Below are 15,174 nucleotides of genomic sequence, written 5' to 3' on the forward strand. Positions count from 1 at the left end.
CAGTCATTAATACTCGGCCAATTCCCTCATAGCTTTTTCCACTTTATCAGGATTCACCATAAAATGTTTTTCCATCGTAGGCGCATATGGCATGGCAGGTACATCAGGTCCGGCCAATCGTTTTACAGGGGCATCCAAATCAAAAAGGCAATGCTCGGCAATGATGGCCGCGACCTCACTCATGATGCTTCCTTCTTTATTATCTTCCGTAACCAGTAATACTTTTCCCGTTTTAGAAGCTGCTTCTATGATGGCATCCTTATCCAAAGGGTAGACGGTACGCAAGTCAAGAACATGTGCAGATATTCCATCTGCAGCTAATTTTTCTGCCGCCTGAAGGGCAAAATGCACACAAAGGCCATAGGAGATGACAGTAATGTCTTCCCCTTCCCTTTTCACATCCGCCTTACCGATTGGAAGTACATAATCTTCAGTGGGTACCTCACCCTTGATCAAGCGGTATGCGCGTTTATGTTCAAAGAAAAGCACTGGATCTTCATCGCGAATGGCAGCTTTAAGCAAGCCCTTTACATCATACGGAGTGGAAGGCATCACAATTTTCAAGCCCGGCTGATTGGCAAAGATTGCTTCAACCGATTGTGAATGATAAAGAGCTCCATGAATCCCTCCTCCATATGGGGCACGGATTACCATAGGACAGCTCCAGTCATTATTAGAACGGTATCTAATTTTGGCTGCCTCTGAAACTATTTGGTTAATGGCAGGCATGATGAAATCAGCAAATTGCATCTCAGCTATCGGCCGAAGCCCATACATGGCGGCTCCAATTCCAACTCCTGCAATTGCAGATTCAGCGAGAGGGGTATCGATGACCCTGGCTTCACCGAATTGGTCGTATAAACCATTAGTGGCTTTAAAGACCCCGCCTTTTTTTCCTACATCCTCTCCCAATACGAATACACGGGAATCGCGTTCCATCTCTTCCCTCATTGCCATTGTCACGGCATCTATATAAGAAATCACTGGCATTCTATTACCCCCTTACTTTTGTGCATACACATGATTCATAGCACTTTCAGCCTTCGGATATGGAGCATTTTCAGCATAATCGGTTGCTTCGTTGACTATCTTCATGACTTCATCATTCATTTGTTTCTCAAGGTCATCATCCATGATTCCCACTTCTTTTAAATACGCTCCAAATGTCATTATGGAATCCTTCGTTTTGGCTTCGGCCACTTCGTCCGCTGTCCGGTAGCTTCGGTCATCATCATCACTTGAATGAGGTGTGAGCCTGTATGAAACGGTTTCTACTAGTGTAGGGCCTTCTCCCCTTCGTGCACGGTCAGCCGCTTCTTTCACCGCTGCATACACTGCCAATGGATCATTGCCATCCACCGTTATTCCAGGCATCCCATAGCCAATCGCCCTGTCGGAAACATTTTCACAAGATAGCTGTTTCGAAATAGGAACGGAAATCGCATATTTATTATTTTCACACAAGAAAATGACCGGTAGCTTATGCACACCTGCAAAGTTGGCCCCTTCATGAAAATCGCCCTGATTTGAAGAACCTTCCCCAAACGTTACGAATGTTACCAAATCCTTACCTTCCATCTTCCCTGCAAGGGCAATTCCAACAGCATGCGGGACCTGTGTCGTTACAGGCGATGAACCAGTGACGATCCTATTTTCCTTTTGACCAAAATGACCAGGCATTTGGCGCCCGCCGGAATTGGGATCTTCCTCTTTCGCAAAACCTGAAAGCATCAAGTCTTTTGCAGTCATTCCGAAGGTAAGCACCACACCTACATCCCGATAATAAGGCAGTACATAATCCTTTTGCCGATCAAGCGCAAACGCTGCCCCAACCTGTGCAGCTTCTTGCCCCTGGCAGGAAATCACGAAGGGAATTTTCCCGGATCGGTTTAAAAGCCACATGCGCTCATCAACTCTGCGGGACAAAAGCATTGTCCGGTACATATCTAAAACCGTTTCCTCATTTAAGCCTAATTGTTCATGACGATTCTCTACCATCATAAAACCTCCTGACCTTATTCTTTATGAATGAATGGCACGTCCATCGACAGCAAGGGCAGCCTCTCCGATTGCTTCAGCAAGACTTGGGTGCGGATGAATTGTCTTGCCTATCTCCCAAGGTGTCGCATCAAGCACTTTTGCAAGTCCCGCTTCTGAAATCATATCCGTAACATGTGGTCCGATCATATGAACGCCCAGTATATCATCCGTTTTCTTATCGGCGATGATTTTGACAAAACCATCCGCTTCCCCGAAAACAAGGGCCTTACCAACTGCACGGAATGGGAATTTCCCGATTTTAAGGTCATAGCCTTCCTTGTTTGCCTGTTCTTCCGTCAAACCGACACTTGCAGCTTCAGGGCTTGAATACACACATTTTGAAATGAGCGAATAATCCAGCCGTTCCGGTTTTTGGCCTGTTATATGTTCAACGGCCGTAATCCCTTCATGGGAGGCAACGTGAGCCAATTGCAAACCTCCGATACAATCACCGATCGCATAGATATGTGATTCCTTCGTTTGGAAGAAGTCATTGGTTTCAATAAAACCTTTTTCTTTCACAATTTCCGTATTTTCAAGGCCGATCCCTTCAACATTTGCTGATCTGCCTACGGAAACCAGCATTTTTTCAGCTGTGAATTCCTCTACCGAACCTTTGACTTCTGCAGAAATGGATACTGAAACATCCGTTTTCAGGGTTTCAGGCAATACCTTGGCACCTGTAACGAATTTGACGCCTTTTTTCGTTAGGAGACGAAGCATTTCACTGGAAATATCATGGTCCTCAGTCGGGATGATTCTATCTGCATATTCCAGTACTGTCACTTCCACGCCAAAATCATTGAGCATCGAAGCCCATTCAATGCCGATAACTCCACCGCCTACAATTATCATTGATTTTGGCAGGTTCTCAAGCTTTAGAGCTTCATCCGATGTAAGCACAAATTCCCCATCAATCGTCAAACCGGGCAGTGTTCTCGGACGCGAACCGGTGGCAATGATGACATTCTGAGGAATGAGCATTTCATTTTCACTGCCATTATTCATTTCCACGGAAATTGTCCCAGGCATCGGTGAAAATATAGATGGACCAAGTATACGTCCTAACCCTTCATAAACCGTTATCTTTCCTTGTTTCATCAAGTGCTGGACACCTTTATAGAGTTGATCGACCACTTTATTCTTTCTTTCCTGCACCTTAAGGAAATCTACCTTTACATCCCCGGTAACAACACCGAATTCCTCACTTTTCACTGCAGTCTGATAAACTTCCGCACTCCTTAAAAGTGCTTTTGAAGGGATACAGCCTTTATGTAGACACGTTCCGCCGAGCTTGCCTTTCTCCACGACAGCCGTTTTCAATCCTAATTGAGCAGCCCTTATCGCTGCCACATACCCGCCTGTTCCTCCTCCGAGGATAACGAGGTCAAATTCTTCAGCCAAAACCGCTCCTCCTCACAAATACATACTATTGTCACCATTTTTACTTGCCCTATGTTTATTACGTTATCCATGTTGAAAATTCCTGTGTTTATTTAAAAAAACACAGGAATCTATATCTTGTAAAACTACATTCACTTTCTTCCATTCAAGATATGTTTTTCATTTTGCAAGAATTGGCTCCTTGAATTCCTCATGCGAGCAATGCGCTCCTCTGCCATCCTATCCGCTGCTTTATAAGTAGGGATTTGATCACGTTTTGCAATCTCGATGACTCGTTCAATTGTATCATAAACCGTTTCCACTTTCTTAAGGGCTCTTTCCCGATTATATCCTAGAAGCTCATCAGCTACATTTATGACTCCACCCGCATTAATTACATAATCAGGAGCATATATAATACCTTTTTCATGAATTTGATCGCCATGAACAGTTTCCTTTAATTGATTATTGGCTGCACCAGCAATGACCTTCGCCCTGATTTGATTGATTGTATGATCATTTATGACAGCCCCTAACGCACATGGTGCATAGATATCACAGTCGACTCCATAAATTTCATCAGGATTCACTGCAGTCGCCCCAAAGGATTCAACCGCACGGGCCACGCTTTCTTTATTGATATCCGTAACGATCAGCTTGGCGCCCTCCTCATGAAGGTGACGGCATAAGTTATAAGAAACATTCCCGACGCCTTGGACTGCAATTACCTTGCCTTCTAAAGAATCAGTTCCGAATGCTTCTTTCGCAGCAGCCTTCATACCGCGATAAACCCCATAAGCAGTTACAGGGGAAGGGTTACCCGAAGAACCGAATGCAGGGGAAATCCCAGTGACAAAATCCGTCTCCTCATGAATGAGATCCATATCCTCAACCGTTGTACCTACATCTTCAGCTGTTATATAACGGCCATTAAGCCCTTGGATATACCTTCCGAATGCACGGAACATTTCTTCATTTTTATCCTTACGCGGATCGCCGATGATGACGGTTTTCCCCCCGCCTAAATTCAAGCCGGCAGCTGCGTTCTTATAGGTCATTCCTCTCGAAAGCCTTAAGGCATCTTCAATGGCTTCTTCTTCAGATGCATACGTCCACATCCTTGTGCCTCCAAGCGCAGGCCCTAATGTCGTATCATGAATGGCAATAATCGCTTTCAAACCCGATTGTTTATCCTGACAGAATAGCAGTTGCTCGTAATCATACTTCTCAAGATATTTAAAAATTTCCATAAAGGAATCCTCCCTAGATGTTTTAATACATGTCAGATATGAGGACACTGAATTACTCCTCATACTTACTTGTTCCTACGTTCATTTTAAATGAAATCCGCTACTCACATGATATTTCCCCCATGGGCAATGGTTCCCTGGAAAAATCCATGCACCTTTAAATATGCAAATAACATGCCAATAAAATACATAATGAGAGCGTTTTTATCCAAAAAAAGGAGATGCTGGTTAATATGTTGGGCAACTATAGCCTATAACAAATTCAAAAAAATTTCATGTTAGAAGTGGAGTCTCGCTTAAATTAAAATAAATCAGAAAATTCTGCGCAGTTTTTTTCATAGTTTGCAATTATTTGCGTGCAAAAATTTTCACAGTTTTAGTTTTTCCATTTTGTAATATAGATTTCTAACTGAAATCCCCAGCGCTTTTGCCGTAAGTGTTTTATTTCCCTTGTGGGTATGGAACGCTTGCTGAATGATTTCGGCTTCATACTGGTCTATTATCTCCGAGAGCGGTTTCCCCGATACGCCAGAAGGCTTCATTAATAATTTCTCCTGTTTTAATGGAATCTCTTCGATAAAATCCGGAATGTGATGTATATCAATGATCGTCTCGTTCAATTTCATGAAAATGATTGCACGTCCTAAGATATTTTCCAGTTCCCTCACATTACCTGGCCAGTTATAGATTTGCATTTTATGTATAGCTGCTGCTGTAATTCCCTCTATGCTCCGTCCATACTCCTGATTGATTTTATTAATCAAATGCTCCGCCAATTCTCTCAAATCTTCTTTTCTCTTTCTTAATGGAGCAATGAAAATAGGCATGCGGTTCAGCCTGAAATACAAGTCTTCCCTGAATGATCCGTTTGCGATGGCCTGTTCAAGATTGATGTTCGTAGCGGCTATGACCCGGACATTGATGGGAATCGGCTTCGTCCCCCCCACCCTGACGATTTCCTTTTCTTGTAAAACTCGAAGTAATTTAGCTTGGATATTGGCTGGTAATTCACCAATTTCGTCCAAAAAGATACTCCCTTGATTTGCCTCTTCAAAAAAACCTACCTTTCCGCCCCTGTTTGCTCCTGTAAAGGCTCCTTCATCATAACCGAACAGTTCACTTTCAAGTAATGATTCCGAGATGGCCGCACAATTTACACGTACGAATTTATTGAATTTCCTATCGCTCGCATTATGGATGGCATGTGCAAATAACTCTTTGCCAGTCCCTGATTCCCCTCTCAATAAGACAGTAGCAGGTGTTCTTGCCGATAATTTCGCCTGTTCAATGGGAAGCTTCATCTCTTCGGAAGCCCCAATTATATCATCAAAGGAATATTTAGCCTGCAATGTCCGGATAATCTGTCTTGCCCGATTCAGTTCATGGGTCAAGGCTTGAATTTCCGATACATCATGAATGACGCCAACGCTCCCTTTCAGGGACCCATCCACAATGATTGGAGCAACATTGACGATCACTTCCTTATGTTTTGGGCCGACACGCATATTGACACCCCGAACAGGCTTTTTTGTCTGAAGCACTTTCATATGCATACTTTCACCTTCGTAAATATCGATGGAAGCCGGCTTACCGATCACTTGGGTCTTTGTTAAGCCAGTGATTCTTGTATAGGCCGGATTGATCAAAAGCCCCCTGCCTTGATCGTCCACAACAGATATGGCTTCATCACTGGATTGAATGATCGCCTGGAGCATCGTCTGTATCTCTTTTAAATCAGTGATCTGCTCCGCCAATTGTACAGCTTCCGTTTTATTCCTAAACACGGAAAAAGCCCCTATGATTTCCTTGTCGGCATTCACAAGAGGTATCCTTGTCGTTATGAGTTCCATCCCATTACTAAGGGTGATTTCCTGATTTACTTCTTTTTGGTTCGTTTGCATCACTCGCAGCAATCCAGTTGAAGGGATGAAATCTTTGATATGCCTGCCTATCACATCCTCGCGCTTTGTGTCAGATGCACGTTCCGCACTATCATTGAACATGATGATGAATCCTTCATGATCAATCACCACCATCCCTTCACTGGTCGTATTAAGGATCAAGTCCATTTTTGCCGAGGTATTCTCCAATTTACTTATTAAACGATTTTTCTCTTCAAACAACTTAGTCATAATGAGGGCGACACTTCCCGGAATGAGAATCGTTTGTTCGCCCATGTCCCTTTTTATCTTTTTATAAACAGACGGGTCTCCGGTCGTATCAAAAATGATGTCCAAATCTCGCTCCAAACCCATGGTCCAATTAGTCACTGTAGGAATCCTTCGTTCCTTTGCAGCAAGCATCCCTTCAGCGGATTCATTCGTATCAGCCATACAAACAATGGAGAATACTTCACTTTCGGATAGGAGTTTCAACACGGTTGTGCCCCCCACTCCTCCCCCTACTATCATGACCTTTTGCATGAGCCATCCCCCTTAAGATATAATTACCCCTTTTAACAGATCATTCCCTGCAATTTTTTTCATACTCCACACCATTTTACCATATTGGCACCCTTTAAAAACAGCCACCAACTCCCAGTCATTATCTAGATTCCCGAAACTTGACAAATAATTTATATCCTTTATCATTTTTTAAAGATGGAATTTTCGGAAGGGATTTGACCGCATGAAACGTTTAATCGCTTTTTTGATTCTTTTTATACCCGGTGCCTTTGCTGCCTATGGCATAAAAATAATGAGGGACATGGTGTTCGGTATTTTACAGCCTCCCTATCCAGTCCTTTGGCTGCAATTTTTAATAGGACTGCTCATAACGATTGGCGGAATAGCCTTTATCGCCGGCTTCGTCCTTCATCGAGATCGAAAACAAAATAAGGTCCAAAGCAGGTTCAATAAATTTTAAACGCAAAAAGAAGGTGCCATGTATCATATGGCACCTTCTTTATCTTGATTTCAAACCTTCTCTGATCCGTACGGCTGCCTCGGGAAAATCGGTTATGATGCCGCTGCACCCCAATTTGAATAACCGCTTCATCTCGGCTTCTTTATTAATGGTATATGGCCGTACAGGAACACCCATACTAACCGATGCTTGAATTAGTGCATCAGGGGCAGCCCGAATATTTGGGTGGATTGCACTTCCGCCTATTGCCTTGGCATATATCCACGGCATGTATAGACCATCCCTATAAAGCGGTGCGGTTTCCAATTCGGGTGCCAATTGATGACAATTGACCAAACTGTAATGATTGAAGGAAGAAAGGATTACCCTTTCGTCCATTTCGTAAGTACGGATGAGCCGGATGACTTTCTCTTCTAAGCCTGGATACAGAAAAAGCGTATTTTTTAATTCAATATTGCAAAAAAGCTGATTATCGTAAAGCCAAATAAATAGTTCTTCTAGCGTCGGAATCTTTTCTTTACCCCATTGACCCTTATGGGTTGAGGACGCATTAAGAGTTTTCAACTCCATCAAGGTCCGGTCTTTTACATATCCCGAGGCATTCGTGGTCCGATCGAGCTTTTCATCGTGAATGATGACCACTTCTCCATCTTTCGAGAGCTGGACATCCGTTTCAATTCCGTCCGCCCCGACACGGGCAGCTTCTTTGAACGCCGACATCGTATTTTCCGGATGTGTTCCTGCAGAGCCTCGATGTGCAAAGATTAAGGTCATGATGAAACGCCGCCTCTCTCAATAATTGTTATATCCCCATTTTATGAACAGAAACAGCAAATTATTTTCATCTAGATCAATCATTTAAATCAAAATGCAGGTGATTATTTTCTGCATAGAAGGTTCCTTTCGTCAAATCACTCAATTTCTTTTCCAAGCTTTTGATTTGCAAGCGGGTATCCGGAAAGGCCATTTGAGCAATCGTAATTTCCCCTTCCCCTTTTGATTCAAGCATATCCATGATTGTTTTCCGTTTTTCGTCCAATTGATATATTTGAGCCATCAACCTCTCGAATTGATTTCTTGTTTGAAAACTTTGCTCACCATTTAATTGTCCCAGAGACAATTCATATACATCAAGCTTTTCCTTTATTGATTCAAGTCTCATAATTTTTGATTTATATAAAAGCAAAGTCTCATTCAGTTCTTCTTTTAAAAGAGCACGGTTAAATCCCTTTACATTTATTAACGTTTTCCGTTCCATCCGATTCCCGATTACAGCCGCCCTCACTTTTCCATGCGCTTCAATTACACCGCCGATTAATTTTCCCTTCTTTTCATCCGTGAAGATATTTTTAGCTTTCATCCGCTTCCAATACAAAATGCTCATTTTTTTCATATATCATTTACTCCCTCCTTTTCTAATGATTAAATATACCTATAATTATAATCTAAAAATTAAGAAAAGGAGCTATATAGTCCAAACCAAACAAAAACGCCTTTTATTTATGGGATTTCCTGCAAAATCCAATAAATAAAAGGCGTTTAATTTTTTTACCGGCAGCGTAAAAAATTTTGAAGTTGCCGATTAGAAAAAATCACGAAGCAACTTCTTCCTGTCCTTTACCTCCAGACGGAGAGTTCCTATTTATATTTAGCGGCTCTAGCCTTTATATGGTCAGTTGTTACATAAATCTTAACAAGCGGTATTTCCCCCTACCCCTGTCAAGAAGCTTTATGTTCGAGTCGCAGCTTATCGGCAACCATGGCAATGAATTCGGAATTTGTAGGTTTTGCCTTAGTCATGCTTACGGTATATCCGAAAAGGGATGATATGGATTCTATATTTCCACGGCTCCAGGCCACTTCAATCGCATGCCGGATAGCACGTTCAACACGGCTGGCCGTCGTATTGTATTTTTTTGCAATATCCGGATATAAAACTTTGGTGATAGAACCCAATAGTTCAATATCATTATATACCATGGATATGGCTTCCCTTAAATACAAATAGCCCTTAATATGTGCAGGCACTCCAATCTCGTGAATGATGCTTGTGATGCTGGCATCGAGGTTCTTCGGCTTGGATTCATTTTGGGGACGATAGCTAAATTGACTATGATTTTTTAAAACCGCCTGCCCTTTACCGCTTACCTGACGTATGTGATTGGCCAGATTTTCCATATCAAATGGTTTCAGGATAAAGTAAGACGCACCCAAATCAACAGCTTTTTTCGTTACATCTTCTTGACCAAAGGCAGTAAGCATAATCACATTAGGCATAGCACCCCGTTTTACTTCACGAAGTTTTTCAAGTACACCTAACCCATCTAAATGAGGCATGATAATATCGAGGATCAATATATCAGGATCAACGCTTTCAAGCATACCCAAGCAATCTTGACCGTTATGTGCCACCCCAATTACTTCCATGTCTTCCTGTGCAGAAATGTATTCTTCCAGAAGGCCAACAAGTTCTCTATTATCATCTACAACGCACACCTTAATTTTTTTCACGCTTGATTTCCTCCTCAACTACAATTGGTCTTTTTTTCTATATGACTAAATTCTATTGTAATTGAACTTTTCGACAATGGAAACTAAATTCCTTTTATTTTTGAAAAAATATAAGGAATTCAATATTATTCTCCGGATATCTCTTGTTTTCGACTTCGTTTGCTATTCGAATAAAGCGATTGTCGAAAAATCTTCATATCGTTATCATTTTATCACATCGTTTCAAAAAAACCTCTACTTTTTGAAGAAATCAAATTTAATTCCTACCCAAAATCTATGCTAATTATAACTTTCCATTAAAAAGGGGCATCCAAAAGGATACCCGGATTCTTAGCTTGCCTTTTCATAATTATCTTTGTCGTATATATTTATACCGGCTTCGTTTAACATCCATTCGATATGGACTCCATACCCACTTGTAGGATCATTAACGAATACATGGGTGACTGCACCGATTAATTTCCCATTTTGTATGATAGGACTGCCGCTCATACCTTGAACGATCCCACCCGTTTTTTGAAGCAATTCTTTATCCGTCACTTTTAAGACCATTCCTTTAATTGCAGGAAACTTCTGTGGTATGGAACTGACGATTTCGACATCGAATTCCTCCACTTCTGAACCATCCACCACTGTAAGGATTTTTGCTGGTCCTTCCTTTACCTCATGGGAAAGGGTGATGGGGAGTGGCTTGTCGTTAATTCCATTTTTAAAATCCTGATTTAATTTCCCAAAAATGCCAAAGGGACTATTGCGATTGATATTTCCTATTTTTTCTTTATTGGAAGAAAAGCGTGCCAATTTTTCTCCCGGATCACCATTGCTTCCCTTTTCGATGGATGTGACCGTCGATTGAACAATCTGTCCGTCCTTAACAACAATCGGCTTTTTTGTATCCATATCGGATATGACATGTCCCAACGCCCCATATTTTTTTGAATCCGGGTGATAAAACGTCATCGTTCCGATGCCAGCTGCCGAATCACGGATATACAAACCCAATTTGTAAGTTCCTTCATTCTTATCTTTTAGAGGTAATAGGGTACTATGGAGCACTTCATTATCACGGTTAATGACAAGATTCAACGCCTCACCCTTTTCGCCTGCCTGCTGAACAAAAGGGGTTACATCCCCCATCTTCTTTATCGTCTGACCATTGATTTCTGTAATCATATCACCGATTTCAATTTTCGCTTTTTCTCCCGGTGATTTTTTCCCCTGCGCAGTATCAATAAGATGATGACCTACTACGAGCACCCCAAGAGTATTAAGCTTTACTCCAATGGATTGGCCTCCAGGCATGACTTTAAAGTCTTTTAGCACCCTGATGTCGACCTTTTTGGCAGGCAAGCCTGCTACATCGAGTAACACTTCATTCGTACCTGGTTTCTCAGCACCAAGCGTAATCGAAGCTTGTTCATCATGAAGCGAAATTCCACCACTGGATCCCAAAGTTTTTGCAGAAACAGGCAATGATTTGGAAATGCTATATTGACTTCCTTCAAATAGTACAAGATGATTTGGAATTAAAAAATATTCACGAGATGGCTGGTATAACCCTAATGTTAATAGCGAAACAAGGAGAATTCCACCGATGATCCTGTTTATCCATATAAATTTCAATCCATTCACTCTCCTCGCTCTCTGAAACTTTATGGCTACACCTTTAATTTAGCCCTCATGACAGTCATTTATAACAGGTGCAAAAAATAAAAGCTATCCGTTTTTGGATAGCTTTACAATGAATGCTTAAGATAAGTTTAAATATCTTCTTACCGGCCCATCAAGATGTAATCTTCAGCCTTTTGGCCAGCTGGATTAATTCATTGGCATGTTGTTTCGTCAAATCCGTTATCTCTACTCCTGAAATCATCCTGCCAATTTCTTTTATTTTTTCAGTTTCAATTAGCGGCTTGACCGAGGTATTCGTGCGTCCGGCCCTTACATTTTTCGCTATGAAAAGGTGAGTATCCGCCATAGCTGCCACTTGTGGCAAATGGGATATGCACAGTACTTGTGATCCAGTTGCCACTTTATATATCTTTTCGGCAATGGATTGTGCAACCCGTCCGCTCACACCTGTGTCCACTTCATCAAATATAATGGAGGTTATGCCTTGATGCTTGGAGAAAATGCTTTTCAAAGCCAGCATGATTCTCGACAGTTCTCCACCAGATGCGATTTTAGAAAGAGGTTTTAACGGTTCACCAGGATTGGTGGAAATATAAAATTCCATTGAATCCAGCCCTGACTGATTAATGCCCCTATCTGACAATTCATCGAAAGTAAAGGCCGTTTGAAGGAAATGTGGTTCGAAAATTGTCTTTTCCATGTATAAATCCTTTAATTCCTGATGAATCTTTTTGGTTAGCTGCTGAGCGAATTTCTGGCGAAGTTCAGATAGATTCTTTGCTTCGACAATTAAATCTGCCTTGATGGATTTCATTTCCTTTTCAAGCTTCGCTATATGGGTTTCCCTATTTTGCAGCTTTTCGACTTCTTCTTCAATAGCGGCCCCATATTCCAGGATTTCCTCGATGGTCCGCCCGTATTTACGCTTTAATTGATTGATTTCATTAAGGCGACTTTCAATGAATTCCACACGTTCTGTATCATAATCCAAAGAGTCTAATTGGTCCCGGATATTTGACACGGCCTCTTCAAGCAGGAAGTAACTATTTGAAACGGTTTCAGAGCTGTGCTTTAAACCTTCATCAAGCCCTGCCGCTTCCTCCAAATTATTCATGGCTACGGAAAGCCAATCAATTGCATGCTGCTCGCCATTTAAAGCATTATAACTGGTTTGCAGCGCTTCATGGATTTTTTCGAAATTATTAATTTTCTTCCGCTCTTCCATCAATTCTTCATCTTCGCGTAATTTCAAATCAGCTTTTTGGATTTCATCGAATTGAAATTGGATCAAATCAAGGCGATGGACCATTTGCTGTTCATTTTGGCTCAAACCATTCAATTGTTTAGAAGCGGTTTCATAACGTTTATATAGCTTTTGGTATTCAGTGAGTGCAGATGCGATTTTTTCACCGCCGAATTGATCGAGCAGTGGAAGATGGAGTCGTTCATCCATTAATTCCTGATGTTCATGCTGACCATGGATATCTATCAATGTCCGTCCTATCTCACGTAAAGTGGAAATCGTTACAAGCTTTCCATTTACCCTGCAAACGCTTTTGCCGCTCTGTGAGATATCCCTTCGAAGTATCGCCATCCCATCATTCATATCCAGGCCAAACTCTTCCGCTTTGGCAAAGACCGGGTGTTTTTCATCTTCAATTTGGAATAATCCTTCTATTTCAGCCTTTGACTCACCATGCCGTATGAACTCTGCAGAACCACGTCCCCCAACCAAAAGATGAACGGCATCTATTATGATTGACTTCCCTGCCCCTGTTTCTCCTGTCAAGACCGTCAAGCCTTTCTCAAATGAAACGGACAGGCTGTCTATGATCGCAAAATTCCTAATCGATAGTTCTGTTAACAAACTAGGTCACCTCACAACATTATTAGAGCATGTCCAAGAATTTGCCGGAAATGATCTTTGCATCTTCCTCAGAACGGCAGATAATTAAACAAGTATCGTCGCCGCCGATCGTCCCGAGTATTTCTTGCCAATTTAAATTATCAATCAATGCACAGATTGCCTGGGCATTACCCGGGAGCATCTTCATAACCAGTAAATTGTTGGCTGAGTCAATGCGTACAAATGCATCGACAAGGATTCTCTTTAATTTTTGAAGTGGATTGAAACGTTGGTCGGCCGGCAGACTGTATTTATACCTTCCATCCGTTAAAGGAACTTTTACAAGGTGAAGCTCTTTAATATCCCTTGAAACAGTGGCTTGAGTTACATTGTATCCAGCTAATTTCAATTCTTCAACTAACTCATCCTGTGTTTCGATATCATTATTCGATATAATGTCCCTTATTTTTATATGTCGTTGTCCTTTATTCATAAGTAGAAGCACCTCTTCTCAACTGTTGCTCATTTAATGGTATCACTTTCATTTCTCACTTAAGCAAGCTGCCCCAATATGGGATTGCTTCGGTATCATCAGTACGTGCAAATAGGCCGCTTTAGTAAGTGGCTAATATTAATGTTATCGGATTTTTATGCAATTGTACAACTTTTTCTCTAAAATGAATACAAGTCTATTTTTTGTGCTTAGCTATTTTATGTATCCACCCATAAACGATTCAAGTTCATGAAGCACAATGTATAGTTAAAAAGCTCCTTTAGCCAACCATTCAGCCAAAGGAGCCCATACAAAGTTCTAGCTATTCTTTTTTAAATTGGGCATGGGCCTCTCCAACGATGTCATCAACCGTTTTCGAAAGCAATATCGCTCCATCTTCCTTCGACCCTTGCCAGTGTAAATGAAGTAAGAATTCAATATTTCCATCACCGCCGGTAATCGGTGAGAAGGAGGCATCTTTAATATCATAGCCTTCCTTTAAAGAAAAAGAAATGATCTTATCCAACACTTGTTTATGGATTTTGGGATCACGAACAATCCCCTTTTTACCCACTTGATCCTTCCCAGCTTCGAATTGCGGTTTAACCAAGGCAACGACATCACTATTCGGGACGAGCAAGGTCTTTAGCACCGGTAAAATTAACGTAAGCGAGATGAAAGAAACATCAATGCTTGCAAAGTTTGGCATCTCCCCATCGAGATCGGCGGGTGTAACATAACGGAAATTGGTCCGTTCCATTACTTTTACCCGCTCATCCTGCCTAAGCTTCCAGGCAAGTTGATTATAGCCGACATCAAGCGCATAAGACATTTTGGCGCCATTTTGCAAAGCACAATCCGTGAACCCACCAGTTGATGATCCTATATCAAGCAGTATTTTTCCATTCACTTGTAAATCGAATTCCCTTAATGCCTTCTCAAGTTTAAGACCGCCTCTTGAAACGTAAGGCATGACTTTTCCCTTGATCGTAAATTCGAGATCGACCGGCACTTTTTCCCCCGGTTTTTCGTACCTTTCTTCATTCGCGTAGACAAGGCCTGCCATAACCATACGTTTCGCTTTTTCACGTGTATCGGCCAAGCCTTGTTCTACAAGTAATACATCTACTCTTTCTTTCATCACTGTCATATTG

The 15,174-nt window shown here is 41.6% G+C and carries 13 protein-coding genes; 1 reads left to right on the plus strand and 12 read right to left on the minus strand.

The genetic code is table 11. The annotated features are described in order from the left end of the window. Positions 1–6: 6 nt before the first annotated feature. The 5 genes from Q8G36_RS13065 to Q8G36_RS13085 all read right to left on the minus strand — a co-directional run bounded on the left by Q8G36_RS13065 (position 7) and on the right by Q8G36_RS13085 (position 7,096). Positions 7–990, minus strand: a complete 984-nt coding sequence (locus Q8G36_RS13065; protein WP_063233107.1) for an alpha-ketoacid dehydrogenase subunit beta — start codon at positions 988–990, stop codon at positions 7–9. Positions 991–1,002: 12 nt separating this feature from the next. Beyond that, positions 1,003–1,998, minus strand: coding sequence for a thiamine pyrophosphate-dependent dehydrogenase E1 component subunit alpha (locus tag Q8G36_RS13070; protein WP_305160584.1), 996 nt, complete (start codon positions 1,996–1,998; stop codon positions 1,003–1,005). Between the two features lie 24 nt (positions 1,999–2,022). Beyond that, on the minus strand, positions 2,023–3,444 hold the full coding sequence (gene lpdA / locus Q8G36_RS13075; protein WP_305160585.1) for a dihydrolipoyl dehydrogenase: 1,422 nt from the start codon (positions 3,442–3,444) through the stop codon (positions 2,023–2,025). Positions 3,445–3,575: 131 nt separating this feature from the next. After that, positions 3,576–4,673 (minus strand): branched-chain amino acid dehydrogenase, encoded by a 1,098-nt coding sequence (gene bcd, locus Q8G36_RS13080; RefSeq protein WP_305160586.1) that lies wholly within the window; start codon positions 4,671–4,673, stop codon positions 3,576–3,578. Between the two features lie 368 nt (positions 4,674–5,041). After that, positions 5,042–7,096: a sigma-54 interaction domain-containing protein gene (locus Q8G36_RS13085; protein ID WP_305160587.1), complete on the minus strand. Its 2,055-nt coding sequence runs from the start codon at positions 7,094–7,096 to the stop codon at positions 5,042–5,044. Between the two features lie 205 nt (positions 7,097–7,301). Here Q8G36_RS13085 and Q8G36_RS13090 point away from each other — a divergent pair, with 205 nt between their 5' ends. Then, positions 7,302–7,538 (plus strand): DUF2627 domain-containing protein, encoded by a 237-nt coding sequence (locus tag Q8G36_RS13090; protein WP_101222519.1) that lies wholly within the window; start codon positions 7,302–7,304, stop codon positions 7,536–7,538. 39 nt (positions 7,539–7,577) lie between these two features. On the opposite strand, the gene Q8G36_RS13095 is transcribed toward Q8G36_RS13090, so the two are convergent. The 7 genes from Q8G36_RS13095 to Q8G36_RS13125 form a co-directional block, all read right to left on the minus strand. Further along, positions 7,578–8,312, minus strand: a complete 735-nt coding sequence (locus tag Q8G36_RS13095; protein ID WP_305160588.1) for a glycerophosphodiester phosphodiesterase — start codon at positions 8,310–8,312, stop codon at positions 7,578–7,580. Between the two features lie 76 nt (positions 8,313–8,388). Continuing rightward, positions 8,389–8,931 carry a FapA family protein gene (locus Q8G36_RS13100; protein WP_305160589.1) on the minus strand — a complete coding sequence of 181 codons (543 nt, stop codon included), beginning with the start codon at positions 8,929–8,931 and terminating at the stop codon, positions 8,389–8,391. 326 nt (positions 8,932–9,257) lie between these two features. Beyond that, on the minus strand, positions 9,258–10,049 hold the full coding sequence (spo0A, locus tag Q8G36_RS13105) for a sporulation transcription factor Spo0A (RefSeq protein WP_034308269.1): 792 nt from the start codon (positions 10,047–10,049) through the stop codon (positions 9,258–9,260). 330 nt (positions 10,050–10,379) lie between these two features. Continuing rightward, the gene (gene spoIVB / locus Q8G36_RS13110) at positions 10,380–11,672 is read right to left on the minus strand and encodes a SpoIVB peptidase (RefSeq protein ID WP_305160590.1); all 1,293 of its coding nucleotides are present in this window, start codon (positions 11,670–11,672) and stop codon (positions 10,380–10,382) included. 160 nt (positions 11,673–11,832) lie between these two features. Continuing rightward, positions 11,833–13,548, minus strand: coding sequence for a DNA repair protein RecN (gene recN, locus Q8G36_RS13115; RefSeq protein WP_305160591.1), 1,716 nt, complete (start codon positions 13,546–13,548; stop codon positions 11,833–11,835). Positions 13,549–13,570: 22 nt separating this feature from the next. Continuing rightward, positions 13,571–14,020, minus strand: a complete 450-nt coding sequence (gene ahrC / locus Q8G36_RS13120) for a transcriptional regulator AhrC/ArgR (protein WP_305160592.1) — start codon at positions 14,018–14,020, stop codon at positions 13,571–13,573. Positions 14,021–14,342: 322 nt separating this feature from the next. Beyond that, on the minus strand, positions 14,343–15,170 hold the full coding sequence (locus tag Q8G36_RS13125) for a TlyA family RNA methyltransferase (RefSeq protein WP_305160593.1): 828 nt from the start codon (positions 15,168–15,170) through the stop codon (positions 14,343–14,345). Positions 15,171–15,174: the final 4 nt, after the last annotated feature.

Origin of the sequence: Peribacillus frigoritolerans, assembly GCF_030676415.1 — a bacterium.
Lineage (GTDB): Bacteria > Bacillota > Bacilli > Bacillales > DSM-1321 > Peribacillus > Peribacillus frigoritolerans_A.